Genomic DNA, 25374 nt, shown 5'->3' on the forward strand with positions numbered 1-25374 from the left:
ATTTCAATAGCAACATAAATTTTAGAGTTTTTCAATTTCCTTAATCAACTCTTCAATTAATTCTTCTTCTTTTACCTTTTTTATTATTTCTCCATTTTTAAATATAAGACCGCAGCCTTTACCTCCAGCAATCCCAATATCAGCTTCTCTAGCTTCACCAGGCCCATTGACAGCACAACCCATAATAGCAATCTTTAACGGTCTATGAATTTTTATTTTATTAAGTCTTTCCTGTACTTCTTCTACCAATTTTATTAGTTCTATTTGAGTTCTCCCGCAAGTTGGACATGAAATAATTTCAATTCCATCATCTAGCAAATTCAAAGATTTAAGTATTTCTCTACCTACTCGCACTTCTTCAACTGGATCCCCCGTCAAAGAAACTCTTATTGTATCCCCTAATCCCATGGCTAATAGTGCTCCTATTCCTACGGAAGACTTAATTGTACCATTCCATAAAGGTCCAGCTTCAGTTATACCTAAATGAAAAGGATAATCTACATATTCTGCCATCTTCATATATGACTTTATAGTCAAAGATACATTTGTAGCTTTTAGTGAAATTTTTATATTGTTAAAGTTCATATCTTCTAATATTTTTATATTCTCTAAAGCACTATAAACCATTGAGTTTTCATTTACTCCATCATACTTTTCTAGTGCTGTTTTACTCAAAGAACCAGAATTCACTCCTATGCGTATAGGGATATCTCTTTCTTTGCATATTTTTACAACTTCTTTGACTCTTCCTTCAGAACCAATATTGCCTGGATTTATTCTCAAACAATCCACACCATTTTTTACTGATTCTATAGCCAGTCTATAATCAAACTGAATATCAGCAATAATAGGCATATTTGTATTTTTTCTTATTTCCTTTATTGCTAAAGCTGCTTCCATATCAGGTACTGCTATACGTACGATATCACAATGTGCTTCTTCAAGTTCCTTTATCTGTTTAACAGTACTTTTAACATCTCTAGTATCGGTATTCGTCATAGACTGAACAGAAATAGGACTATCTCCACCTATTTCCACATTTCCAACTTTTATCTTAATAGTTTTTCTTCTATCCATTTTTTTATCACCTTCTAAGTAATTTAAATCTGACTATATCTGAATAAGTAACAAATACCATCAAAGCTAAAAGTAATACAAATCCAATAAAATGAATAAAACCTTCTTTTTCGGGATTCATTGGTTTTCCTCTAAACATTTCAATTAGCAAAAAAAATATTCTACTACCATCTAGTGCTGGTATAGGTAATAAATTGAAAAATCCTAAATTTACACTGATAAATCCAAGCAAATACAGCACATTTATAAAACCATATTTTGCTGCTTCCCCTACTGTATAAATAACACCAATAGGACCTGATAAATCATTAGATTTTACCTGACCTCTAAAGAGCATCTTCAAAAACTTAAACATTAAACCCAGTACAGTGCCTGTAGTTTCGAATCCATTTTTTACAGAAGAAATAAAACTCTTTTCTGATTTAGGTACTATTCCAATTATAACCTTATTACTTTCTTCATCATATTTTGGTCTTAGCACAAAATCTACATTTTCCGAATTTCTAATCACGGTGATATGCATATCTTTTTTTGAATCGCTATTACTTATTTCTTTAACTATAGACTTCCAATTTTTTGTTTGAACATTGTTTATCATTATAATCTTGTCTCCCGCCTTAATACCAACTTCATATGCAGGTGAATCTTTGATTACTTCGTCTATGACCGTCGTTGGAGTACCAGTATTATAAGCAAATATTGTAAATACAATTACAGCTAATATAAAATTCATTATTGCACCTGCAGCTATTACTAAAATTCTAGCCCATATAGGTTTTTTATTAAAACTGCGAGGATCATCAGAACTTTCATCTTCGCCTTCCATTCTGACATATCCACCAATGGGCAAAGCTCTTAAATAATAATCTGTTTCCTTGCCTTTTTTGTGAAAAAGTTTAGGACCCATACCTATTGAAAATTCATGAACTTTAATTCCTACCATTTTGGCAACAATAAAATGTCCAAATTCATGAACTACTATCACTAGCATAAATACAAATATAGCCGATAATGCTGTTGTCAATTAATACACCTCCCATCTACAATATAAAATATTTTACATAATAATATACTATTGGTGCAGTAAAAAGTATGCTATCAAATCTATCTAAAATACCTCCATGACCAGGCATAATATAGCCATAATCTTTAATACCAGTAATACGTTTTATTCTTGAAGCAGTTAAATCTCCTAGCTGTGCCATTATAGAAGCTAGAATTGATAATACTATTATTTTCCACATTGTCCCTAATTCAAAATATTTAGCAAAAATTATAGATAAAATCAAACTTCCCAATATTCCTCCTAAAGAACCTTCTATAGTCTTATTGGGACTAAGTTTAGGGCATAATTTTTTACTACCAAACAAATTTCCAAATATATATGCAAAAGTATCTGTTCCCCAAGCAGTAATAAATATTAGCCAAATATAATTAGTACTATCTAAATATGTTATGTGAAACATAAGAAATGGAACATAAAGAATTCCCATCAAAGTCAATGCTAAGTCTTTTATATCTATTTTCTTATCAAAAACTAGTATTAATAAAGAAGCTATTATGCTCACAAAAAAAGCAAAATTTAAATCAGCCCACTTGATATCGATAACATCCAAAAATAAGACAAAACAAAATAAATAACCAAGAATTTTTATAGTTCTATAACCTTTCTTTTCTACTGCCTTATAAAATTCATATACTCCAACTAAAGATACAAAAAGAATTCCAATATCTAATACCAAACCACCTTTAGAAGCTATTAGTATAAGTAATAATACCCCAACTAGTCCACTTATACTTCTAATAATTAGTTCTTTCACTTAAATTCCCCCATATCTTCTATCTCTTTTCTGATAGTCTATAATTGCTTGGTAAAAATTTTCTTCCTTAAACTCTGGCCAATATATATTAGAAAACCAAAATTCTGTATAAGCAATTTGATATAACATAAAATTGCTTATTCTCAATTCACCGCTAGGTCTTATCAACAAATCAGGATCTGGCTGATCCTTTGTATAAAGATAATCTTGAAAAATTTCTTCATTTAATTTGTCTATCTCCATTTTACCCATTTTCACATCTTTTAAAATATTCTTTACTCCTGCAATAATTTCATCTCTTCCACCATAATTTAATGCAATGTTTAAAACCATTTTGTTGTTATTTTTTGTTAATTCAACTGCTCTTATAACTTCTTCCCTTGGCAATTTTGGTAAACCACTTATATTGCCTAATGTCTTTACCTTAACATTATTTTTATTCAAATTGTTTAATTCCATTCTCAAATATTGAACTAACAATTTCATAAGACCATTTACCTCTTCTTCTGGCCTTTTCCAATTTTCTGTAGAAAAAGCATACAGAGATAAATATTTTATGCCCAAATTTGAAGCAACTTCTACAATTTCCTTAACTCTTTCCATTCCTTCTTTATGACCAGCTGTTCTAGGTAAATGCCTTTTCTGTGCCCACCTGCCATTTCCATCCATTATGATTGCTACATGAGAAGGCAATTTATCTCTATCTATTTGTGCTTTTAATTCTTCTATAACTGTTTTTCTATCTTGCATATCAATTTCCTCCAATTATTTAAACTTATTAAAACCCCTTCTCATTTAAAGAAGAAGGGGTTTTAATAAAAAAGTAATTATTAAGTAATTTCTAAACTTCCATCAATTCAGCTTCCTTCTTTTCAGTCAATTCATCTACTTCCAAAATATATTTGTCTGTCATTTCTTGAATCTCGTCTTCTGCTATTTTTCTATCATCTTCACTAATTTCTTTGTTTTTTTCCATTTTCTTTAATTTGTCATTTGCTTCCCTTCTGCTATTTCTAATAGCTATTTTAGCATTTTCCGCACTTTTTTTGACAATCTTTACAAGTTCTTTTCTTCTATCTTCGGTCAATTGAGGAATAGGAAGTCTGATCACTTTTCCATCATTGGATGGGTTTAATCCCAAGTCGGATTTCAATATTGCTTTTTCTATTTGAGGTATGGTATTAGCATCCCAAGGTTGAATGACTAATAGTCTTGGTTCTGGTGCTGAAACACTTGCAACCTGATTTAAAGGTGTTAAAACACCATAGTAATCAATGCTTATTTTGTCTAATAGTGCTGGATTAGCTCTTCCAGCTCTTATACCCATAAGCTCATCCTTATATACACTTATGGTTTTTTTCATCTTTTCTTCAGCTTCTTTATGAACATCTAAATACATACATCACTCCTCCTTTACTTCGGTACCTATTTTTTCGCCTAAAACAACCTTCACAATATTGTCAGGTTTGTCAATACCAAATACGATTAAAGGTATTCTATTATCCATGCAAAGAGATGTGGCAGTAGAATCCATGACTCCTAATCCCATATTTAGTACATCTATATATCTTAATTGTTCAAACTTTTTAGCATTGCAATTTTTATGAGGATCTGAATCATAAACGCCATCAACACCTTTTTTGGCTAGAAGTATTACATCAGCTTCTATTTCAGCTGCTCTTAGTGCTGCAGCAGTGTCTGTGGAAAAATATGGATTACCCGATCCAGCTGCAAATATCACTACTCTTCCTTTTTCTAAATGTCTTATTGCCTTTCTTCTAATATAAGGTTCTGCGATTTGCCTCATTTCAATAGCACTTTGTACTCTAGTAATTACATTTATCTTTTCTAGTGCATCTTGAAGTGCAAGAGCGTTTATAACTGTACCTAGCATCCCCATATAATCAGATGTTGTCCTATCCATCTCTTTTGCACTTCTTCCTCTCCAAAAATTGCCGCCTCCTACAACTATTGACACTTCCACACCTATCTCTTGAAGTTTTTTTATCTCTTCAGAAATATTTACGATTGTATTTTCATCTAGTCCAAATCCTTTTTCACCTGACAATGCTTCTCCACTAAGTTTTAACACTACTCTTTTGTACTTGGGTTCCACCATATTAACACTCCCTACATTATATATTTCTACATATAAATAAATTTTCCTCTTAATTCTTCAATTTATTTAAATGGAGAACAACTTGTGTTCTCCATTTAAATTACATCTTCATTTGTTTTGCAACTTCTTCTGCAAAATCTTCTTCTCTTTTTTCTAATCCTTCGCCTACTTCGTATCTGACAAATCTTCTTATTTTTATATTTTCTCCAATTTTTGAAATCTTTTCATTCAATAAATCTTGAACTTTAATACTAGGCTCTTTAATAAAAGGTTGCTCTAATAAACATATTTCTTCATAGAACTTTTCAAGTCTTCCTTCTACGATTTTATTTGCAACATGTTCAGGTTTACCTTCATTTATTACTTGTTGAGTTAAAACTTCTCTTTCTCTTTCAATTTCATCAGCTGGAACATCCTCTTTTGAAACATATTTAGGATTTGAAGCAGCTACTTGCATAGCCATATCTCTTACGAATTGTTTAAAATCTTCATTTTTAGCAACAAAGTCTGTTTCTGTATTTACTTCAATTAAAACACCGATTCTACCATTGTGTATGTATGCATCAACAAGACCTTCTGCAGCAATTCTTCCTGATTTTTTAGCTGCTTTTGACAATCCTTTTTCTCTTAACAAATCTATAGCTTTTTCAATATCGCCATTAGTTTCTTCTAATGTCCTCTTGCAATCCATCATTCCAGCGCCTGTTCTCTCTCTTAACTCTTTAACTAATGAAGCAGGTATAGCCATATTATCCCTCCTAATTATATTAAATAAAAAGGTAAGAGCAGTAAGGGACTAATCCCTTATATAACCCTTACCTTTCCAAATTTACTCTTCTACTATTTCCATTTGTTCGCCTTGTCTTCCCTCTATGACTGCATTTGCAATGGTTTCAGTAAGTAGTTTTACAGCTCTTATAGCATCATCGTTTCCAGGTATTACGTAATCAACTTCATCAGGATCACAGTTAGTATCTACAATAGCTACTACTGGTATACCCAAAATTTTTGCTTCTCTTACGGCAATCCTTTCTTTTCTTGGATCTACAACAAACAAAACATCTGGAATTCTATCCATTCCCTTTATTCCACCAAGAAACTTCTCAAGTCTTTCCGCTTCATGTCTCAATTGAATTACTTCTTTTTTAGGCAATACATCAAATATACCATCTTCCTCCATTTGGTTTAATTCATGAAGCCTATCAATTCTTTTTCTGATTGTCTTGTAGTTAGTCAACATCCCACCTAGCCATCTTTGATTTACGTAATGCATTCCACATCTTTTAGCTTCGGATTCAATGGCTTCTTGTGCTTGTTTTTTAGTACCTACAAATAATATTTCACCACCATCTGCAGAAACTTCTTTAACAAACTCATAAGCTTCTTCAACCTTATCTACAGTTTTTTGTAAATCGATAATATATATTCCATTTCTTTCTGTGAATATATATTCAGCCATTTTAGGATTCCATCTTCTAGTTTGATGTCCAAAATGAACACCAGCTTCTAATAAACTTTTCATTGTAATAACTGACATTTAATTCACCTCCTGTTTTATTCCTCCATTCTAATCATCTTTTTAGGAAACCATTTGGCACAATCCTAAAAATCATAAGAATGTGTGTAATCACTTTAGTAGTATAACATAGACTTTTAATTTAATCAATAATAAATTACTTACTAGATTTATTATTTTCATTCATATTTAAAATTATGTCAATCTCTCTTACTCCTCTTCCTAATTTTTTTGCTATCTCTCTATTATCTAAGCCAATTTCATTTAAAGTTAAAACTTTTTCAGTTAAATCTTCTTTATCATTAGATTTATCATATACATTAAATAGATTAGTTTTATTTTTTTCTTCTATTTTATGCTTATCTATATCAATATTTTTTATTTTCTCACTATTAGTATTTATCTTGTCAATAGTTGAGTCAACTAAAGATTCAATATTATCTATAAGCTCCGTAAAATATAGTCTATATTCATTTATTTCAGAATATATTCTAACTATTTCATTATGTCGCTCTTCTTCTTCTTTATTTGCTTTTTTTATGTATATAAGTGATATGATAACTAAAAAAATTCCTATTATCAATAAGATTTTATATATCATTTTCTAACTCTCCATTAAATTCTAATATCAATATTTTTGCCAATCTTGTTATTGTCATCTTTTTCATCTTGTTTTTGACTACTGTCTTTTTTGTTTTTTGATTTTTTAAAATTTTGATTTTTGCCTTGTTTTTCATGCTTTACATTAACTTTGGTTTCTTCACTTTTGTCTGTATTTTTTACTCGATTTAAATCTCTCTCAATTTTATTTTCCTGTTGTACAAAATTTTGATGTGCTTGAATATTTGTTTTATCATTTTCTACCTGCCTTATTTTTGCCAATTCTTGTGCCTTTGGTACTAATGCATTAAAATCAACAGGCTTAATTGACATTTAAATCACCCCTTAAAAAGGTCCAACTTTCACTTTGCCCTCATCACTATAAAATGTACAGTGTCTCATCTCATCTCTTATAAACATAATACTATTTCCTATTACTATTTTTACCCCTGGATATATAGTTCCTTCAACTTTTATTTTACCTGAAGAAATATTGCTCAATTGAGATTTTATAACAATATATTCTCTATTTAAACCACCTAAATTTTCTTCTATTTCTTTTTTAGTATGTATTAGTTTTTCGTATAATATTTTCTTTTCTTCATCTATCCTATTTTCTTTAATCATATTTTCTAAAATAATCAGTGATTGATCGATTTTATTTAAATTATCTTTGCTTAAATTAATGCTTTCTTCTAATTTTTGAAACCTTATTTTTAACTCTGGATCAGGCCCAACTTCCAATATAGTTGATGTTGCCATTCTAGAACCTATAGTTTTTGCATATATCTCTCTTCTAGCTCTACAAATTCCCCCGACAATAAGCCCTTTCTTTCCAATAACCTTTACATCCCCTCTGCATGTTACTTCACTATGCATTATTGCTTCAGCTATTAGGTTTTTATTACAAAAAATAAAAGAATTTTCAATGAATTTAGAAGTTAAATTTCCACCAGAAACAACTTTGCCATTATTGCATCCTTGTATTCCTTGTCTAATTAAAATATCTCCATTGCTTTCCAAGATAGCACCTTCTACTACCCCTGAAACCTCAATATCTTCTTTAGCCTTAACCTGAAAACCATTAAGAATATTGCCCTTTACTTTTATAGTTCCATTAAAATAAATATTTCCTGTAGAATTATCAACGGATGTCAATTCCAAGACGTCTGAAACTATAATTTTATCACCAACAAATTTTACTTGTCCTCCTTTTGTGGCTATTAAAAACAACTCATCATCTGATACTTTTATATTTTTCCCATATTTAAAAAAAGGCATCTTGCCTGGTTTATATGGTATACTCTCACCAGTAACCTTAGTTCCATCTTTACCTTCTTTAGGTAATATGATTTCAGCTAATACATCCCCCGCCTTTACATTGTTTACTAAATTTAATTCTCTATAATCAACAGAACCATCTTTATTTACCTTAGGAGCTATTTTTTTATTATCTTCAAAATAATATCTGATGTATCCATCTTTCCCATTTTCTGGTGGGAAGCCTTTTGCTATACATACACTCTCATTATAAATTTTATTATATACCATTTTTTTTACTATATCTTGATTAAGTCCTATTTTTATAATTTTATTTATTTCTTCCATTACTTCTTCATATGAAATTTTTTCATCAATAGAATTTTCATCAACTATGAGTGTTAAATAAGCTTCTAAACCATCTTTTCTCAAATCTAATGATATGTTTTTTTTGGAATTTAAGTTCACATACATCCCCCCCAATTTAGTCTGGATTTATACCTTTCTTTATAAGATAATTTTTTATCTTCAAAATAGACTTGCTATGTATTTGTGAAATTCTAGATTCAGATAAATTTAAAATATTTCCTATCTCCTTGTATGTCAACTCATCATAATAATATAAGGAAATTATTAGCTTCTCCTTTTCTGGAAGCTCTTCAATTGCTTCAACTAGATTTTCTTGTATTTCATTTTTTTCATAAATAAACTCTGGAGAATCTAGAACATTTTTAGATTCCAATACTGCTTCACTTTTGTCTGTCAAAAACTCTTCTAATGATATCATGTTAAAAGTTGAAATATCAGATAATAAACTTTCTACCTCATCAATACTTATCTTCATATGCCTAGCCAATTCTTCATTTGAAGGTGCATGTCCCAAATTATTTTCCAGTTCTAACATAGCTTTCTGTACTTCTTTTGATTTTTTTCTGAGGGATCTAGGAATCCAATCAAGTTTTCTAATATTATCTATAATAGAACCTCTTATTCTTATTTGGGCATAGGTTTCAAACTTAATATTTTTATCTAAATCAAATTTTTCTATGCTATCAATTAATCCCAATACTCCATATCCTACTAAATCATCAAATTCAACTTTGCTTCCATAAAAATTATACATCCTGCCAGCTACAATCTTCACCAACGAAATATATCTAACAATTAATTCTTCTTTAAGTTCTAAATTGCTAGTTTCCTTATACTTTTTCCATAGCTCCTCAGTAGTCATAATTTAAACCCCCCATGCAAAGAAACTAGATAATTTGAGTTCCATGCCCAATGGTTTTAACCAATAGAGAACCATCTTCAGAATTCAGCTCTATAGTTCGTCCATAATTTCCGCCTGTATCCTCACTGACAATTGGTATACTTAATTCTTTTAATTTTTTCTTGGTAGCAATAACATTCCTTTCTCCAATTTTTAATACATCATTATTGGAATTAAAAGAAAACATCTGGGAACCACCAGCTATTTTAGCCTTTACATTCTTTTTATCAGCACCAAGAGCAATCATTTTTTCCAACAACAATTCTATCCCAGTATCAGCAAATTTTGCTTTATTGCTATTATTTTTTATCTCTTCACTAGATGGTAGCATTATATGTACTAATCCTGCAATTTTATTTTTCTTATCAAACAATGCTATTCCCACGCAGGATCCTAATCCCAAAGTCGTTAATATACTGGGAGCTTTTGTAACATTTAAATCAGCCATGCCAATCTTTATAACATTCATCTTAACATACTCCTAAACTTTTTAGTAATTTTTCAAAAGAATTAATTTCAGGTATCATGAATAAATTTCCTGATACTGTCTTATTTCCCTCCTCAAATTCAGTTTCTATTAGTATAATATTATCAGCTATATAGCCAAATTGTATAGCTGGTACACTTAGTATGGCACCAGCCATATCTATGGCCAGTGAAGGAATAGAAACCGTTAATCTCATCCCAGTTAGAGCACTTAGAGAATTTATATATGAAGAAGCCAATATATTTCCAACTTCAGATAATGCAGACATATCCATTTCGTCCAATTCATTTGAGTTGTCTTCTCTATTAAATAATATATTTGTTAAATTTTTGGCACTATCTAAACTCAAAACAAACATAATATTCCCCACTATTTCTCCTGTCATCTCAAAATAAATTCCTACAACTGGTATCTCTTCTCCTCCGAGTACAGCTGGTACATCTTTAAATTCTAATATTTTTACTTTTGGCACATTCATGTCCACTCTTTTAGAAATCATTGTGGCAAGTGCTGTTGCAGCATTCCCCGAGCCAATATTTCCTAATTCCTTTAAAACATCAAGCATAACATTGTTTAAATTATCTATATCTAATGTCATGATAACACCTCATCTATTCTAAATCTAGCAATCGTTCTAAATCTAATAAAATGACCAATCTTTCTTTGTCTTTCCCAATACCATTTATATATTCTTTAAATTCATTATTACCTGTTGCAGGTGGCTTGTCTATATTGTCCTTATTAATTTCAAGAACTTCAGATGATGTGTCAACAATAAGTCCTACAACAATTTCTTCATATGATACAATGACTATTCTAGTATTGTGATCAATATTTTTTGGCTTTAAACCAAGTTTTATTCTTAAATCCATTATAGGAACGACTTCTCCCCTTAAGTTTACAACGCCTTTAATATAATCTGGCGCATTAGGAACTCTAGTGTAATTTTGAAATTTTTCTATAGACTGAACATTATCAATATTTAATCCATAATACTCATTATCTAATTTAAAGATAACATATTTGTTTTCAATTTCAGTAGCCATTTTTCTCCCCCTCTCTAGAATAGTGAATTCACATCTAATATTAGAGATATTTTCCCATTTCCAAGTATAGTAGCTCCTGCCAAGTACTTAATATTAGACAAATATTTACCTAAGGGTTTAATTACAATTTCTTGCTGACCTATAAGTCCACGAACTATAAGTCCTGCCTGCTTATCTCCTTTTCTTACAACTACCACTGTCAATTCTTGTATATCATCTTCTTCCACACCCATTATGCGATTTAGTCTGACTATTGGCAAAGTCTTATCTCTATATAGAATAATCTCTTGACCTTGAATATCTCTTATGTTATCCTTTTGTACGCTTGTAATTTCTGATATGGAACTCAATGGTATAGCATATATTTCATCACCAAGTTCAACCAATAAAGCTTGTATTATAGCTAATGTCAAAGGTATTCTAATAATAAACTTAGATCCTTGTCCTTCGTAAGTTTCAACTTCTATAGAACCATTTATAGATTCTATTTTACTCTTTACTACATCTAGTCCTACACCCCTACCAGATACATCTGATATTTTATCTGATGTACTAAATCCTGGTCTAAATAATAAATCTATACATTCTTCCTTAGTAAAATTTTCTGCTTCTTTTTCAGTTATAACTTCTTTTTCTATGGCTTTTTTCTTAACTTTTTGGTAATCTATACCTTGTCCATCGTCTTGAACTTCTATAACTACATTGTTCCCATCAGGATAAGCTTTCAATTTAACTGTTCCAAATTTGTCTTTTCCAAGTTTAATTCTTTCATCTGGGTGTTCGATTCCATGATCGATAGAATTTCTTATTAAATGTATTAAAGGATCTCCTATTTCATCAATAACAGTTCTATCAACCTCTGTTTCTTCACCTGACATCTCTAGATTTATCTCTTTATCTAACTCTTTTGACAAATCTCTAACCATTCTAGGAAATCTATTAAAAACTCTTTCTATAGGTACCATTCTTACCTTCATAACAGCATCATGAAGACTTGTAGTAATTCTTTCTAGATATTCAATGGCTTCATTCATGTCTTCTTTGCTAGATGCTTCACTCATATCTTCCATTCTTGTTTTAATTATAATTAACTCACTAACTAAATTCATTAAATTATCTAACCTGTCAATATCAACTCTAACTGTTTTCCCAACTTTATTTGTTCTAGATACTGTAGAAGTATCATCTTTAACTTTTTCAAGCTTATCTTTTTCTTCAACTTTTGATTCTTTTACCTCTTTATTTTCATTTACATTTTCAATCTTATCTATAGAAATTACTTCAACTTTTTCTATTTCAGAAATATTGTAAATTTCTTTTTCTATTTCTTCTTTTAATTTTAAGGTAACAATCATTAATGAAAATTCAAAATTGAACTTTTCATCTTCTATATCTTCTACTGAAGGCTTTGATTGTATTATTTCTGCAAAGCTTTCAATAGTATTGAAAATAATAAATGCTCTTGCAGATTTAAGCATACAATTTTCACTTAATCTTATATTTATCTTATAGACATTTAAACCATTTTCCTTTGCCTTATTGATAGCATTTACAATATATTCATCAAACACTTCCGTAGCACTAGAAGCTATTTTCTCTGGTTTCTCACTTTCTCCACCACTTGAATTAAATATACTTTTCAATTTCTCAATAATTCCTAAATGTTCATCATCATTTTCTTTGCCATTTTCACTAACATAATTTACCGAAAAATCAAGAGCATCAAAACATTCAAAGAGTATATCTATTACTTTAGTTGTCGCTTGTATTTCATCATTTCTTATAGCTTGCAATACATCTTCCATATCATGAGTTAAATTAGCCATATTGGTAAAACCCATAGTCCCAGCCATTCCTTTTATGGTATGAGCTATTCTAAAAAGCTCATTTAACAATTCTTTGTTGTTTGTATCTTTTTCTAAATTAAGCAAAATATCATTCATGTTTTGCAAATGCTCTCTAGATTCTTCCACAAATACATCTAAATATTGATTAATATCTAGATCCATAAATCACACCCCCACTCTATTGATAATTTCATCTCCAATTTTTTCTAAAGGCAAAACCAAGTCCACACTTCTTGTATTTATAGCAGACTTAGGCATTCCAAAGACTACACAGCTCTTTTCATCCTGAGCTATAATGTAACTATTTGCTTTCTTCATTTCTACAATGCCCTTAGCACCATCCGAACCCATACCAGTTAAAATGACACCTAATTTATCTATATTGTTAAGTTTAGATACAGATTCCATCAAAACATCTACTGCAGGTCTTAATCCAGATATTGGTGGATTTTTATCTAAATTTATAAAAAATTCTTTGTCTTTCTGCACTATACTCATATGAAAGTCTCCAGGTGCTACATAACAGCAGCCTTTTCTTAATTTTTCTCCATCTTCACCTTCTTTCACTTTGATATGAGAAAGAGTATCTAATCTATTTGCTAAAGATCTAGTAAAACCTGGTGGCATATGCTGAACTATAACAATTGCAGCATTTATATTTTCTGGCATCTTAGGTATTATCTGTTGTAATGCTCTAGGTCCTCCAGTAGATGTCCCAATTGCAACAATATAACCAAAAGATTCATTTTTATATCTCAATTTTGAAACCTTTTCTTCTTTTTTTTCTATGATTCTTTCTTTATTTATTCTTTCATCAATCTTAAAGTTTGATTTAGAAGCAATTTTAATTTTTTCAATAAACAAATCCCGTTCAATTTCACTACTTATATTAAAAACATTTTTAGGTTTTGTCACAAAATCCACAGCACCTATTTCTAAAGCTTTTAGTGTTAAATCTGCTCCTTCAGTAGTTAAACTACTTACCATTATCACTGGAATTTTATGATTATTTACAATTTCTTTTAAGGCTTCAATTCCATCCATAATAGGCATTTCAATATCCAGTGTTATAACATCTGGATTTAAAATTGGTATTTTTTCTAAAACTTCCTTTCCATTGCGTGCTAATCCAACAACTTCTATTTCTTTGTCATTTTCTAAAATATCTTTTATAACTTTTCTCATAAATGCAGAGTCATCTGCAATCAACACTTTAATCATTTAAATCATTCCCTTTTCTATAAGTTTTCTTTCTTCCCTAAAAATAAACTTGACAATATCCTCTCTGTCTTCGTTTTTTATACCAATAAAATTAATCCCTACTTCATACATATAGTCTAAATTTTCAATGCTTTTTACTCTTACAATTTCGCCAAGAGCCGAAATATTTATATCGTTTATTTTAAATGAACATCTAATTTTATCACCTATAGAATGATTAAAATTGCACATGATCTTTATGCCATTTCCACTTAAATCTTTTGAAATACATTTTTCTTCAATAACTTTTGTTTCAGAACCTACTTTCAAAGTATGATATTTTATAACAGGCATATTAATATTAAATCTGTAATACTCTCTTTGCTGCAATCTATAAACTTCACTAGTCTTCATAATTTTTAATTTATATACAATTTTATCTTCTCTATCTAATACTTCAGCTTCAAATATATATCTTCCTTTATTTTCTCTTATATAAACAATTTTCACTGTATCTCCTATGTGTAAAGGAACAATAACATTTTTATATATTGGTCCACTAATTATATATATATCATCACTAATAATGTCTAATATCTGGCTGGGATAGACTTGAGCTTTTTTTTTGCTTTGTTTTACTATTTCAATTTTCTCTCCAATATGTAAAGCATCTTTATCTAAACTCATATTAGCCATCCTTCCTTAAAAAAAGTTCTTTCAATTTTTGAGAAAAGCTCTTATCTTTTTTTATTTCCTTTTCTTCTAGATTTACAAATTTTAGAGCAATAATGTTTATTTTTTTTGATACAGAACTATTGGGACTTGATAAAACAAATGGCCTTTGATTTCTTACAGCATTAGAAACTGTACTACTAGTATTGATAAAGCCTAAAAAATCAACGCTGGTATGTAAAAATTTATTAGATACAGTATTTAATTTGTTAAAGACCTCATCAGCCTCTTTTTTACTTTCTGACATGTTTACAACAATTTTCACTTTGTTCTTGTAATTGTACATAGTCAATGTTTTCAAAAGAGCATATCCATCAGTTAATGAAGTAGGATCTGGAGTTATTATTAGTACAACTTCATCAGAAGCCATTAAAAATTTCATGACATTGCTATTTATTCCTGCCCCTGTATCTACAATTATAAAATCATAACAACGTTCAAGCTTTTCTATTTCAAGTATAAATCTATTTAAATTATCTTCATTGAACGAAGATAATTCTTTTATACCTGATCCTCCTGATATAATTTTAATACCACTTGGTCCTTCTGTCATTATTTCAAAAATATTTTTATTCTCAATAAATAAATCTAAAATTGTATTTTTTGCTACAATACCAGCTATTATATCTGCATTTGCCAATCCAATATCTGCATCTACAACAACAACTTCATACCCTAGTTGTTTTAAAGATATGGCTAGATTAATAGTGAAGTTAGTTTTACCAACTCCACCTTTACCACTAGTTACAGAAATTATTTTAGCTTTAGAGCTTTTGGTGGGAATGCTTTCCTTCTCATGTGAAAGTCTATCCATTATTTTTCTTAATTTTTCTGCTTGATCTGCCATATTATTTCTCTCCAATCAATCTATATACAACTTCTTCAATATTGGCAATTTTTATGTCATCTGGAACATTCTGGCCTATAGTGAAATATGAAAGAGGATTGTTTGTTTCAAATTTAACATTTAAAATATTTCCATATGTTTCAGCTTCATCTAATTTTGTGAATATTATTTTATAATTTTCTATACACCCATATTGATCAATAATAGATTTTAAAGTTAAATAATCAGTAGCCATACTTAATACCAAAAAGACTTCTTTATTTTTTACGGAATTTATTAATTCTTGGATTTCATTTTTCTGAACTATATCTTTATGACTTCTTCCTGCTGTATCTACAAGTATAATATCATTATCTTTTAATTCAGCCATAGCTTTATATATTTCCTCAGGTTTGTATATTATTTTTAGTGGAAGCTTCAATATCTCACTATAAGTTTTCAATTGTTCAACTGCTGCTATTCTATAAGTATCAGCAGTTATTAACCCTATTTTATAATTTCCATCAATGACTAATTGGGCTGCAATTTTTGCAAGAGTTGTGGTTTTTCCTACTCCGGTTGGTCCTATGAAAAAAATGACTTTAGGTACATCTATTATATCAATTGGTTCTGGTTTGCCTAGGTATTCAACTATGTTATAAGAGACAATTTTTTTAATTTCTTCCTCACTTTTTCCATCAAAACTAACTTGTTCTCCTATTTTGTATAGGATATTTGTAGCTATATTATGATCAACTCCATTTTTTACTAGTTCATTTCTATAAATAATTAAATTTTCATCAATTTTCTTTTCATCAAAACTTTCATTTATTGCTACTTTCTCAACTAAATTTCTCAACCTTTTAATTTCAGAATTAACTTCATTTAAAAAAATTTGATTTTCATTTTGACCAGATTTATTCTCTTTTTCATCAATAGCTGCAATAACCTCAACTAAAGGTTTTTTTAAAAAACCAAAGACACCTTTTTGTCTTATTGTCCTTGTATTTAAAATTACAGCCTCTGAGCCAAGTTCTTTTTTTAATTTACCCATAACTTCTTGAGTATTTGCCCCTATATACTTTTTTACTTTCATTATAGACTCACCATCCCTACAGATTGAACTTCAACAGAGGGGTCGATTTCATTATATGATAGTACAATTAAATCCCTTGTAATCTGTTCAGTTAATTTTTTAAAATAAAATCGCACTATAGGAGCTGTTAATACAATAGGCTGTTGCCCAATAGATGTAAGTCTTTGAACAGATTTTAATGTATTATTTATTATTTTTTGTGCTATATTAGGTTCTATGGATAAATAAGAACCTGTTTCACTCTGACTAATTGATTTCATGATAAGTTCTTCTACTTCACTATCTAGAGTCACTACTTTCAATTCACCTTTATCTACATATTTATTTGTTATATACCCAGATAATCGTTGTCTTACATACTCAGTTAATAAATCTGTATCTTTTGTAATTGTGGCATAATCTGCCAATGTTTCCAATATGGTCACCATATCTCTAATACTTATTTGTTCTTTAAGCAAATTTGATAGTACTTTTTGAATTTCTCCTAAAGATAATAACTTTGGCACAACTTCATCCACTACCGCAGGATACTCCTCTTTTACATTATCAATAAGCATTTTTACATCTTGCCTTCCTATTAATTCAAAAGCTCTTTCTTTTATGATCTCAGTTAAATGTGTAGCTATAACAGATGGTGGATCAACTACAGTATATCCTAAAACTTCCGCTTTTTCTCTCTCTTTATCTGTTATCCACTTAGCTGGTAATCCAAATGCAGGTTCAAAAGTATCAATACCCTCTAAATCTCCTTCTGCAGTTCCAGGATTCATGGCCAAATAATGATCAAACAACACTTCTCCTCTTGCTACATCAACACCTTTTATCTTAACTATGTATTCATTTGGATTTAATTGAATATTATCTCTTAAGCGTACTATGGGCACGACTAAACCCAATTCCATTGCTATTTGTCTTCTAATCATAACTATTCTATCTAACAAATCTCCTCCTTGATTTACATCTGCTAGAGGTATAAGACCATAACCAAATTCCAATTCTATGTCATCAACTTTTAACAATGACATAACATTTTCTGGTTTTCTCAATTCTTCTGATTCAGATTCTTCTATGGGAATATTTTCTAATTCTTCTTTCACTGTTTTTCCCATTGAATACCCTAGAAAAGCAAACAAAAGACCCATTATAATATATGGAGTTCTAAGTGGTGTAAATATTCCTAAAAACATAAGAACTCCTGATATCACAAACATTATTTTTGAATTATTGCCAAAGAGTTGATTTATTAAATCTCGTCCTAAACTTGATTCAGAAGCTGCCCTCGTAACAACTAATCCAGTCGCTGTTGAAATTAGCAACGCAGGAATTTGACTTACAAGACCATCTCCTACTGTAAGAAGAGTATACTTATTTAAAGCCTCTTGAAATGATAGACCCTTTGAAAGCATCCCCATAACAAGCCCTGCTCCAATATTTATAAAAGTAATAATAATTCCTGCAATTGCATCCCCTTTTACAAACTTAGTTGCTCCATCCATGGCACCATAAAAATCTGCATATTGTTGAACTTCTTTTCTTCTTTTTCTAGCCTGTTCTTCTGTAATAAGACCAGAATTCAAATCCGCATCTATTGCCATCTGCTTTCCTGGCATAGCATCTAATGTGAATCTTGCAGCAACTTCAGCTACTCTTTCTGCTCCCTTTGTTATAACTATAAACTGAACAATCATAATTATCAAAAACACTATAAATCCTACAGCTATATTTCCCTGTATAACAAAATTTCCAAAAGTCTCAATTACTTTACCTGCATCTCCATCAGTTAAAATATTTCGTGTAGTTGAAATATTTAAGGCCAATCTATAAACTGTAGATATCAACAACAGTGATGGAAAAATCGATATCTGTAACACATCTTCAGTATACATGGATAGCAATAATATCAATAATGCTAATGAAATATTTAAGGTTAAAAGTATATCCAAAGCCCACTTAGGCACTGGTATAATAATTATAATTACTATCGCAATAACTGCAATGGCTACAATTAAATCACCAAATTTCATATTAAATGTCCCCCTAAATCTCAGCTTTCATACTATATACATATGCTAATACTTCTGCTACAGCTTCATATAAATCTTCAGGTATTATATCTCCAATTTCTACAGTCTCATAAATTGTCCTAGCTAGAGGCTTATTTTCTACAATTGGAATATTATTTTCACTAGCTACCTTTTTAATGTTTTCAGCAATTAAATCCGCACCTTTCGCTAATAAAAAAGGAGCAATATATAAGTCTTTATCATATTTTAATGCTACAGCTATATGAGTTGGATTTGTAATTATTACATCAGCTTTTGGCACGTCTTGTAACATTCTAGAAAATGCCATTTTCCTTTGAACTTCCCTGATTTTGGATTTTATAAGTGGATCTCCTTCTGTTTGTTTATATTCTTCCTTTAATTCTTGCTTTGTCATCATTAAATTTTTCTCATATTCTCTCCATTGATAAAAATAATCTAAAATAGCTAAAAAAAATAGTACACCAACTATTCTCATGCCAAATTCAAAGGATAATTTTGAAAAGCTTACTAACATATCTTCAATTTCCATATTCCCTAAATTTAATATGGTATTAATTTTCTTTTTTAAAAATCCATAAGAAGTATAGCCTATAATTAGTATTTTCAACGAAGATTTTAATAGCTCCATAAGAGCTCTTTTAGAAAATATTCTCTTGAAACCCTCTATAGGATTTATTCTATTTAACTTTGGTTTAAGTGGCTTAGTTGTAAACAGAAATCCAATTTGTATATAATTCGAAATAAGTCCAGCAACAAAAGCTAGCAATACTATAGGACCTATAATTTTTAAAAAAACAACTATTATAGATAAAAAATTAGCCATTATATTATCCATTACAAACAATTTATCAGGATTATCAATTAGAGAAAAAGTATCTTTCATGAATTTCATTGAATTTTCAAACATATATTTTCCAAAAATTTTTATGCCTACAAATGATAGCAATAAAATAAGTATAGATGAAATCTCTCTACTTTGAAGAATCTGACCTTCTTCTCTAGCATCTTTGCGCTTTTTAGGTGTTGCTTTTTCAGTTTTTTCAGCATCTGCAAACAATTGAAGTTGTATACTATATTTCATTTACATCATCCTTTAACGAAGGACTTAAAAAAAACATAAATTTCTTTTATCATTTCATCAAAAATATTTCCTGTGATTTTATTAAAAATAGGAATTGATACAGCAATAACTAGCAATCCTACTACGATTTTCAATGGCATACCTACTACGAAAACATTCATTTGTGGTATAGTCCTTGATAATACTCCTAACAATATATCAATTAATAGCATAGTGACAACTATAGGAGCAGCTATTCTAAACCCTAGGCTAAAAGTTTTTCCAAGTATGCTTATTAATTGATATGCAGTAGCCTCACTTATGTAAAATTTACCTATAGGTATATATTGATAACTATCAACCAATGCTTTAATAATGACATGATGACCATTAGTTATTAACAAAATTAAAAAAGACAATATATAATAAAAATTTCCCATTACTGGTACTTGTATTTTATTTTGTGGATCAATTACGTTTACCATACCAAATCCAATTTCCATATCTATTATTTGCCCTAAAATATAAAACGTACTAAAAAAAGCATAACTTATAAATCCAATCATAATTCCTACCATTAATTCCTTAATTATAAGTACCGCATAGCTTTCATTAACTTCGTATAGAAAATCTACTTTCAACGTCATCGATAATAGCAGTGAAAAAATAAAAGAAAATCCAACTTTGAGCACATTAGGCACATTTTGCGAGCTAAATAAAGGTGAAAAAACAAATATCCCAGATGCCCTTACAAATATTAGTAAAAATAGCTGGTACTCATTCATCAAAATATCCATGATATAGTCCATGTTTAACACCTATTTCATTGTATATATAAGTTAATATTCATAAATATTTCTGTAGTAAATTCAGTTATTGCTTTTAAAATCCATGGTCCAAATATAATTAATGACAACAATACAGCTATTATCTTGGGAACAAATGCCAATGTCGCCTCTTGAATTTGGGTAACTGCTTGCAAAATACTAACCAACAATCCAACAATCAAGCTAAATCCCAGTATCGGTGCAGTTACAATCAAAATCGTCCTAATTGCATCTTGTGCAAGTTTTAAAACATCGCCTTGGCTCATAATAAATCACCTCAATTATTTAAAACCTAAAACCAAAGATTTGGCAATTAAATTCCATCCATCAACTAATATAAATAACAAAATCTTAAACGGCAACGAAATTATTACTGGTGGCAACATCATCATCCCCATTGACATCAATGTACTTGAAACAACCATATCAATAACTAAAAAAGGTATATAAATTACGAAACCTATTTCAAATGCTGTCTTTAATTCACTTATGATAAAAGCTGGAATTATGACTCTATCTGGTATTTCTTTTAAATCTTTTATGTTATCAATTTTAGCTATATTTATAAACAAAGCTAAATCCTTATCCCTAGTTTGTCTAAACATAAATTCTCTCACAGGCTCCATAGCTCTTTTATAAGCTACTTCTTGATTTATTTCTTCTTTGAGAAAAGGCTGAATCGCATTGTCCTTAATCTGACTACCTATAGGAGCCATAATAAAAAATGTTAAAAAAAGAGCTAGTCCAATTAGTACTTGATTTGGAGGAGTCTGTTGAAGTCCAAGAGCATTCCTTATGAAAGACAATACTATTATTATTCTAGTAAAACTTGTCATCATAATGAGTATAGATGGTGCAAGAGTTAGTACTGTCAATAATATAAGTATTTGTATTGAAGCAACATAGTTTTCTGGATTTTTTGAATCTTCAATTTTAACTGTCTTTCCAAAAAGTGAAACTTCTGATTGTGCATAAGTTAAATTTGAAAAAGTCAATACTAAAATCAGCATAAATATCATAATACTAATTGTCTTCTTCATTTTCTTTGTCTTCCTTACCTGTATTTAGATTAGTATGATTTACTTTTTTGAAAAATTCTATTATTTTTTTTTGTAAATCATACTTGTTAGTTTCTTTTGCATCCTTAGCTATATAATCATTTAAGTACTTATCAAAAATATCTTTATTTTGATTTTTAAAAAACTCTTCCACATATATTTTATCAATTAGTACAGTTTGATTGTTGTTAACAGCTATTACATAGATGAAATTGGAAACTTTAGCTAGTATAATCCTATTATTCACACCCAAATTAACAGAGTCTATTATTTGTACATACTTACTTTTAAGCATTTTCTGAGATTTTTTAGCTACAAATTTTGTTCCATAAAATGCTAACAATATTATAAATACTATCGCCAAAATATATGAAACTGTCTTTAAGAGCATTTCTGCATATCCAGTTTTACTTTCTGTATTATTAACAGCATAGATTAAATCTGGAATAAAACACAAAACAAAACTTATAGACCAAAATTTTTTCTTCATTTATTATCCCAATACCTTCCTAACTGCCTCTATAACTCTATCTGCCTGGAAAGGTTTAACAATAAAATCTTTTGCTCCAGCTTGAATTGCTTCTATGACCATAGCTTGTTGTCCCATAGCAGAGCACATGACAATTTTAGCACTTGAATCTATTTTCTTGATTTCTTTTACAGCTTGTATTCCATCCACTTCAGGCATAGTTATATCCATGATAACTAAATCAGGTTTCAATTCTTTGTACTTTTCAATGGCTCTTGCACCATTTTCAGCCTCACCTACTACATCAAAACCATTTTTAGTCAATATGTCTTTTATCATCATTCGCATAAATGAAGCATCATCAACTATTAATATACTATTAGCCATTTTTTATTCCTCCTTAACTATATTTTAAATTAATAATTAGTTTTATTGTATGAATTTACAACATCCGTTATCCTGACACCAAAATTATCATCTATTACAACAACTTCTCCTTTTGCTATGAACTTTCCATTTGCATATACGTTTAGGGGCTCTCCGACTAGTTTGTCTAATTCAATGATTGTTCCTGGCCCATATTCTAGTATCTCACCAATTTTTTTAGTAGTTCGTCCTAATTCTACAGTTAATTCTACAGGAATTTCTCCCACCAATTCGATAGATTCATTATAGCTAAATTTAGTTTCATTGTCAAAGGTTTCAAATACTGGTTTTTTAACAGTTACAGCACTATTCTCTTTTCCTTGCATCCTGTTTGATAAGATATTCTCATCATCAACTAAATGTTTTTGTGCTTGTTCAATTTTTGATGCTTCTTTTTCCTCGTGTACTGGAAAATCCTCTAAATTTATTGTCGGCTCTATAGATACATCATTTTGTGGCTCTTTACTGTTCCTTCCTAACAAATTGTTAACCGTTTCTTTAGCAAAATCTATTGGTATCAATTGCATTATCTGACTATCTATGAGATCTCCTACAACCATTTTAAAGGATATTTTTATCAATCTTTTATCATTTTTAAAAATTTCAAGTTTATCTTTTCCTTCACTAAATGTAATTTCATAAGATTTAGGCGGTTGGATATCTATCTTGGTTGTAAAAATTTCAGAAAGAGATGTACAGGCAGAACCCATCATTTGATTCATAACTTCACTTACAGCACTTAAATCCAATTCTGTCAATTCTCTATCTAAATCAATCTCTTCTTTGCCCATAAGTATATCTGTTATTATTTTTACATCATCTACTTTTAAAATTAGTATATTAGAGCCTTCCAATCCAGCCTTATAGGAGACATCAATGGCAACAAATGGAATCGGATACTCATCTGCTAACTTATCAATAGTAGTTTCTTCAACGTTTGGAGTAGTAATAATAACCTTTTGATTTAAAAGTGTTGACAAAGTAGTAGCAGCAGTCCCCATACTTATATTGCCAATTTCTCCTAATGCATCTTTCTCTAAATCTCCAATTTCACTTTCATATTCATGATTTTCTCCTGTATTTTCTTCATTTTCTGTATTTCCTCTTAGTAAAGCATCTATTTCGTCTTGTGAAAGCATATCATTAGTCATAACTATTCTCACCATCCTTTATCACTTTTACTATTTTTACAGCCATTCTATTATTTTTAACTCCAGGAGTTCCTAAAAATTTTATATTTGATCCTATTCGAAGCTTGATCAAGTCCTTTTTATCATCTAATTTAATGACATCACCAACTTGTAAATTTATAATATCATTAACTGAAATAGTAGCTGAACCTAGTTCTGCTTTTATTGGTACTGAAGTTTCTAAAATTCTATTTCTAATAGCTTTCATTTCCTCTTTGGAAATCTCTTTTTTAGCATTAGAAAACCAAAATTTTGTACTCAATTTATCTAATATTGGTTCTAACACTATATATGGAATACAAACATTCAGCATACCTTCAACATCACCAATAGATAAATTTATTGTAATTAATGCTATGGTTTCATTTGGAGGAACTATTTGAGCAAATTGTGAATTGACTTCTATTTTTTCTAATATTGGATTTAAAACTATAACATTCTCCCAAGCTTCCTTAATTAAATCCATCATTTTAATCATCATTTTTCTCAACAAAGAAATCTCAATTTCAGTAAATCCTCTTATTTCATTGATCTCCTCTCCATCTCCACCTAGCAGTCTATCGATAATAGTAAATACTAGATTAGTTGAAATATCTATGAGTATTTGCCCGTTTAATGGCTCAAAATTTATTATACTCAAAAAAGCTGGATTGGAAATTGCATTGCTAAACTCACTATATGCATATTGATCTACTGTAAGTATAGAAGCTTTTACAGGAGCTCTAAGATATCCAGATAAAAAAGTTTGAAGAAGTCTTGCAAAGTTTTCATGAATTATCTCTAATGTTCTCAACTGATCTTTGGCAACTTTTTGAGGATTTCTAAAATCATATTTCTTAATTTTTCTTGCACTTTCTTCTTCTTTAATTTCCTGTACATCCACTTCACCAGAATTTAACGCTTGGAGTAGGGCATCTATTTCGTTTTGAGATAATACTTCAGACAATTGCTTTACCTCCCTACTGTATAATTAAATCATTAAAATATATATTTGTTATATTTTCATTGTCAAACAATTTTATTAAACTATTCTTTATTTCGCTTTGCAAGGCCAATTGCCCATCTCTGCCTTGGAGTTCCTCTTCTTTTTTATTTCTAATGATTTTATTTATTTCGTCTCTCATTAAAAATTGTTTGTTTTGTAGCTCTTCAAAAGTATCTTTATCAGAAATTTCTACTGTAATTTTTAATCTGACAATCTTTTTGCTTTCTTTTATATTACAATACATATCTTCTAATGTAATATAAAATTGTTCACTACTTTTCTTTTTACTTGCATTACCATTATTTCCATCGTTATTTTTATAAAATATAAATCCCAAAATTGTTCCAAAAATTGCAAAGACTATAACTGCTACAAGAACAACTATAAGTATTATTTTTTTAGTATCCATTTTCCCACC

At 29.6% G+C, this 25374-nt stretch carries 30 protein-coding genes; all 30 read right to left on the minus strand.

Annotated elements, in window-relative coordinates; genetic code table 11:
* Positions 1-21 precede the first annotated feature (21 nt).
* Positions 22-1077: a flavodoxin-dependent (E)-4-hydroxy-3-methylbut-2-enyl-diphosphate synthase gene (ispG, locus tag ACFWUA_RS10675; protein ID WP_416198003.1), complete on the minus strand. Its 1056-nt coding sequence runs from the start codon at positions 1075-1077 to the stop codon at positions 22-24.
* Positions 1078-1084: 7 nt separating this feature from the next.
* On the minus strand, positions 1085-2101 hold the full coding sequence (gene rseP / locus ACFWUA_RS10680) for an RIP metalloprotease RseP (protein WP_416198004.1): 1017 nt from the start codon (positions 2099-2101) through the stop codon (positions 1085-1087).
* A 16-nt stretch (positions 2102-2117) separates the two neighbouring features.
* Complete coding sequence (locus ACFWUA_RS10685) at positions 2118-2897, minus strand: phosphatidate cytidylyltransferase (RefSeq protein ID WP_416198005.1); 780 nt, start codon at positions 2895-2897, stop codon at positions 2118-2120.
* Positions 2898-3647 (minus strand): isoprenyl transferase, encoded by a 750-nt coding sequence (locus ACFWUA_RS10690; RefSeq protein ID WP_416198006.1) that lies wholly within the window; start codon positions 3645-3647, stop codon positions 2898-2900.
* Positions 3648-3738: 91 nt separating this feature from the next.
* Complete coding sequence (gene frr / locus ACFWUA_RS10695; protein WP_416198007.1) at positions 3739-4296, minus strand: ribosome recycling factor; 558 nt, start codon at positions 4294-4296, stop codon at positions 3739-3741.
* 3 nt (positions 4297-4299) lie between these two features.
* Positions 4300-5016 carry a UMP kinase gene (gene pyrH / locus ACFWUA_RS10700; RefSeq protein ID WP_416198008.1) on the minus strand — a complete coding sequence of 239 codons (717 nt, stop codon included), beginning with the start codon at positions 5014-5016 and terminating at the stop codon, positions 4300-4302.
* A gap of 100 nt (positions 5017-5116) precedes the next feature.
* Positions 5117-5764: a translation elongation factor Ts gene (gene tsf / locus ACFWUA_RS10705; protein WP_416198009.1), complete on the minus strand. Its 648-nt coding sequence runs from the start codon at positions 5762-5764 to the stop codon at positions 5117-5119.
* 81 nt (positions 5765-5845) lie between these two features.
* Positions 5846-6553 (minus strand): 30S ribosomal protein S2, encoded by a 708-nt coding sequence (gene rpsB / locus ACFWUA_RS10710; RefSeq protein WP_416198010.1) that lies wholly within the window; start codon positions 6551-6553, stop codon positions 5846-5848.
* A 136-nt stretch (positions 6554-6689) separates the two neighbouring features.
* A complete protein-coding gene (locus tag ACFWUA_RS10715) occupies positions 6690-7133 on the minus strand; it encodes a DUF6115 domain-containing protein (protein WP_416198011.1) in 444 nt (147 codons plus the stop codon).
* A 14-nt stretch (positions 7134-7147) separates the two neighbouring features.
* Positions 7148-7465 (minus strand): hypothetical protein, encoded by a 318-nt coding sequence (locus tag ACFWUA_RS10720; RefSeq protein WP_416198012.1) that lies wholly within the window; start codon positions 7463-7465, stop codon positions 7148-7150.
* 12 nt (positions 7466-7477) lie between these two features.
* Positions 7478-8860: a DUF342 domain-containing protein gene (locus ACFWUA_RS10725; protein ID WP_416198013.1), complete on the minus strand. Its 1383-nt coding sequence runs from the start codon at positions 8858-8860 to the stop codon at positions 7478-7480.
* Positions 8861-8876: 16 nt separating this feature from the next.
* Positions 8877-9623 carry a FliA/WhiG family RNA polymerase sigma factor gene (locus ACFWUA_RS10730; RefSeq protein WP_416198014.1) on the minus strand — a complete coding sequence of 249 codons (747 nt, stop codon included), beginning with the start codon at positions 9621-9623 and terminating at the stop codon, positions 8877-8879.
* Between the two features lie 25 nt (positions 9624-9648).
* Complete coding sequence (locus ACFWUA_RS10735; RefSeq protein WP_416198015.1) at positions 9649-10131, minus strand: chemotaxis protein CheD; 483 nt, start codon at positions 10129-10131, stop codon at positions 9649-9651.
* Between the two features lies 1 nt (position 10132).
* Positions 10133-10747 carry a chemotaxis protein CheC gene (locus tag ACFWUA_RS10740; protein WP_416198016.1) on the minus strand — a complete coding sequence of 205 codons (615 nt, stop codon included), beginning with the start codon at positions 10745-10747 and terminating at the stop codon, positions 10133-10135.
* A gap of 13 nt (positions 10748-10760) precedes the next feature.
* Positions 10761-11195 carry a chemotaxis protein CheW gene (locus tag ACFWUA_RS10745; protein ID WP_416198017.1) on the minus strand — a complete coding sequence of 145 codons (435 nt, stop codon included), beginning with the start codon at positions 11193-11195 and terminating at the stop codon, positions 10761-10763.
* Positions 11196-11209: 14 nt separating this feature from the next.
* Positions 11210-13204: a chemotaxis protein CheW gene (locus ACFWUA_RS10750; RefSeq protein ID WP_416198018.1), complete on the minus strand. Its 1995-nt coding sequence runs from the start codon at positions 13202-13204 to the stop codon at positions 11210-11212.
* Positions 13205-13207: 3 nt separating this feature from the next.
* Entirely contained in the window at positions 13208-14263 is a 1056-nt protein-coding gene (locus ACFWUA_RS10755; RefSeq protein WP_416198019.1) for a protein-glutamate methylesterase/protein-glutamine glutaminase, read from the minus strand.
* The gene (locus ACFWUA_RS10760; RefSeq protein ID WP_416198020.1) at positions 14264-14929 is read right to left on the minus strand and encodes a flagellar brake protein; all 666 of its coding nucleotides are present in this window, start codon (positions 14927-14929) and stop codon (positions 14264-14266) included.
* Position 14930: 1 nt separating this feature from the next.
* The gene (locus tag ACFWUA_RS10765; RefSeq protein WP_416198021.1) at positions 14931-15821 is read right to left on the minus strand and encodes a MinD/ParA family protein; all 891 of its coding nucleotides are present in this window, start codon (positions 15819-15821) and stop codon (positions 14931-14933) included.
* Position 15822: 1 nt separating this feature from the next.
* Entirely contained in the window at positions 15823-16896 is a 1074-nt protein-coding gene (locus ACFWUA_RS10770; protein ID WP_416198022.1) for a flagellar biosynthesis protein FlhF, read from the minus strand.
* Positions 16896-18920, minus strand: a complete 2025-nt coding sequence (gene flhA / locus ACFWUA_RS10775; RefSeq protein WP_416198023.1) for a flagellar biosynthesis protein FlhA — start codon at positions 18918-18920, stop codon at positions 16896-16898. The genes ACFWUA_RS10770 and flhA overlap by 1 nt, the downstream gene beginning before the upstream one ends.
* 13 nt (positions 18921-18933) lie before the next feature.
* Entirely contained in the window at positions 18934-20022 is a 1089-nt protein-coding gene (gene flhB / locus ACFWUA_RS10780) for a flagellar biosynthesis protein FlhB (RefSeq protein WP_416198024.1), read from the minus strand.
* 5 nt (positions 20023-20027) lie between these two features.
* Positions 20028-20810, minus strand: coding sequence for a flagellar biosynthetic protein FliR (gene fliR / locus ACFWUA_RS10785; protein WP_416198025.1), 783 nt, complete (start codon positions 20808-20810; stop codon positions 20028-20030).
* 14 nt (positions 20811-20824) lie between these two features.
* Positions 20825-21094: a flagellar biosynthesis protein FliQ gene (fliQ, locus tag ACFWUA_RS10790; protein WP_416198026.1), complete on the minus strand. Its 270-nt coding sequence runs from the start codon at positions 21092-21094 to the stop codon at positions 20825-20827.
* Between the two features lie 15 nt (positions 21095-21109).
* Complete coding sequence (fliP, locus tag ACFWUA_RS10795; protein WP_416198027.1) at positions 21110-21868, minus strand: flagellar type III secretion system pore protein FliP; 759 nt, start codon at positions 21866-21868, stop codon at positions 21110-21112.
* A complete protein-coding gene (locus ACFWUA_RS10800; protein ID WP_416198028.1) occupies positions 21852-22376 on the minus strand; it encodes a flagellar biosynthetic protein FliO in 525 nt (174 codons plus the stop codon). Before ACFWUA_RS10800 ends, fliP begins: the two co-directional genes overlap by 17 nt.
* A gap of 3 nt (positions 22377-22379) precedes the next feature.
* Positions 22380-22742 (minus strand): response regulator, encoded by a 363-nt coding sequence (locus tag ACFWUA_RS10805; protein WP_416198029.1) that lies wholly within the window; start codon positions 22740-22742, stop codon positions 22380-22382.
* A gap of 29 nt (positions 22743-22771) precedes the next feature.
* Positions 22772-23932, minus strand: a complete 1161-nt coding sequence (gene fliY, locus ACFWUA_RS10810; protein WP_416198030.1) for a flagellar motor switch phosphatase FliY — start codon at positions 23930-23932, stop codon at positions 22772-22774.
* Positions 23925-24917 (minus strand): flagellar motor switch protein FliM, encoded by a 993-nt coding sequence (fliM, locus tag ACFWUA_RS10815; protein ID WP_416198031.1) that lies wholly within the window; start codon positions 24915-24917, stop codon positions 23925-23927. Before fliM ends, fliY begins: the two co-directional genes overlap by 8 nt.
* Positions 24918-24930: 13 nt before the next feature.
* Positions 24931-25365 carry a flagellar basal body-associated FliL family protein gene (locus tag ACFWUA_RS10820; RefSeq protein ID WP_416198032.1) on the minus strand — a complete coding sequence of 145 codons (435 nt, stop codon included), beginning with the start codon at positions 25363-25365 and terminating at the stop codon, positions 24931-24933.
* Positions 25366-25374: the final 9 nt, after the last annotated feature.

Origin of the sequence: Sporanaerobacter sp., from assembly GCF_047830725.1 — a bacterium.
GTDB lineage: Bacteria > Bacillota > Clostridia > Tissierellales > Sporanaerobacteraceae > Sporanaerobacter.

Excerpts from the sequence above, each read along its gene's own strand:
- ispG (WP_416198003.1), bottom strand. The coding sequence starts at position 1,077 with ATGGATAGAAGAAAAACTATTAAGATAAAAGTTGGAAATGTGGAAATA.
- ACFWUA_RS10690 (WP_416198006.1), bottom strand. The coding sequence starts at position 3,647 with ATGCAAGATAGAAAAACAGTTATAGAAGAATTAAAAGCACAAATAGAT.
- frr (WP_416198007.1), bottom strand. The coding sequence starts at position 4,296 with ATGTATTTAGATGTTCATAAAGAAGCTGAAGAAAAGATGAAAAAAACC.
- pyrH (WP_416198008.1), bottom strand. The coding sequence starts at position 5,016 with ATGGTGGAACCCAAGTACAAAAGAGTAGTGTTAAAACTTAGTGGAGAA.
- tsf (WP_416198009.1), bottom strand. The coding sequence starts at position 5,764 with ATGGCTATACCTGCTTCATTAGTTAAAGAGTTAAGAGAGAGAACAGGC.
- rpsB (WP_416198010.1), bottom strand. The coding sequence starts at position 6,553 with ATGTCAGTTATTACAATGAAAAGTTTATTAGAAGCTGGTGTTCATTTT.
- ACFWUA_RS10715 (WP_416198011.1), bottom strand. The coding sequence starts at position 7,133 with ATGATATATAAAATCTTATTGATAATAGGAATTTTTTTAGTTATCATA.
- ACFWUA_RS10720 (WP_416198012.1), bottom strand. The coding sequence starts at position 7,465 with ATGTCAATTAAGCCTGTTGATTTTAATGCATTAGTACCAAAGGCACAA.
- ACFWUA_RS10730 (WP_416198014.1), bottom strand. The coding sequence starts at position 9,623 with ATGACTACTGAGGAGCTATGGAAAAAGTATAAGGAAACTAGCAATTTA.
- ACFWUA_RS10735 (WP_416198015.1), bottom strand. The coding sequence starts at position 10,131 with ATGAATGTTATAAAGATTGGCATGGCTGATTTAAATGTTACAAAAGCT.
- ACFWUA_RS10740 (WP_416198016.1), bottom strand. The coding sequence starts at position 10,747 with ATGACATTAGATATAGATAATTTAAACAATGTTATGCTTGATGTTTTA.
- ACFWUA_RS10745 (WP_416198017.1), bottom strand. The coding sequence starts at position 11,195 with ATGGCTACTGAAATTGAAAACAAATATGTTATCTTTAAATTAGATAAT.
- ACFWUA_RS10750 (WP_416198018.1), bottom strand. The coding sequence starts at position 13,204 with ATGGATCTAGATATTAATCAATATTTAGATGTATTTGTGGAAGAATCT.
- ACFWUA_RS10755 (WP_416198019.1), bottom strand. The coding sequence starts at position 14,263 with ATGATTAAAGTGTTGATTGCAGATGACTCTGCATTTATGAGAAAAGTT.
- ACFWUA_RS10760 (WP_416198020.1), bottom strand. The coding sequence starts at position 14,929 with ATGAGTTTAGATAAAGATGCTTTACATATTGGAGAGAAAATTGAAATA.
- ACFWUA_RS10765 (WP_416198021.1), bottom strand. The coding sequence starts at position 15,821 with ATGGCAGATCAAGCAGAAAAATTAAGAAAAATAATGGATAGACTTTCA.
- ACFWUA_RS10770 (WP_416198022.1), bottom strand. The coding sequence starts at position 16,896 with ATGAAAGTAAAAAAGTATATAGGGGCAAATACTCAAGAAGTTATGGGT.
- flhA (WP_416198023.1), bottom strand. The coding sequence starts at position 18,920 with ATGAAATTTGGTGATTTAATTGTAGCCATTGCAGTTATTGCGATAGTA.
- flhB (WP_416198024.1), bottom strand. The coding sequence starts at position 20,022 with ATGAAATATAGTATACAACTTCAATTGTTTGCAGATGCTGAAAAAACT.
- fliR (WP_416198025.1), bottom strand. The coding sequence starts at position 20,810 with ATGGACTATATCATGGATATTTTGATGAATGAGTACCAGCTATTTTTA.
- fliQ (WP_416198026.1), bottom strand. The coding sequence starts at position 21,094 with ATGAGCCAAGGCGATGTTTTAAAACTTGCACAAGATGCAATTAGGACG.
- fliP (WP_416198027.1), bottom strand. The coding sequence starts at position 21,868 with ATGAAGAAGACAATTAGTATTATGATATTTATGCTGATTTTAGTATTG.
- ACFWUA_RS10800 (WP_416198028.1), bottom strand. The coding sequence starts at position 22,376 with ATGAAGAAAAAATTTTGGTCTATAAGTTTTGTTTTGTGTTTTATTCCA.
- ACFWUA_RS10805 (WP_416198029.1), bottom strand. The coding sequence starts at position 22,742 with ATGGCTAATAGTATATTAATAGTTGATGATGCTTCATTTATGCGAATG.
- fliY (WP_416198030.1), bottom strand. The coding sequence starts at position 23,932 with ATGACTAATGATATGCTTTCACAAGACGAAATAGATGCTTTACTAAGA.
- ACFWUA_RS10820 (WP_416198032.1), bottom strand. The coding sequence starts at position 25,365 with ATGGATACTAAAAAAATAATACTTATAGTTGTTCTTGTAGCAGTTATA.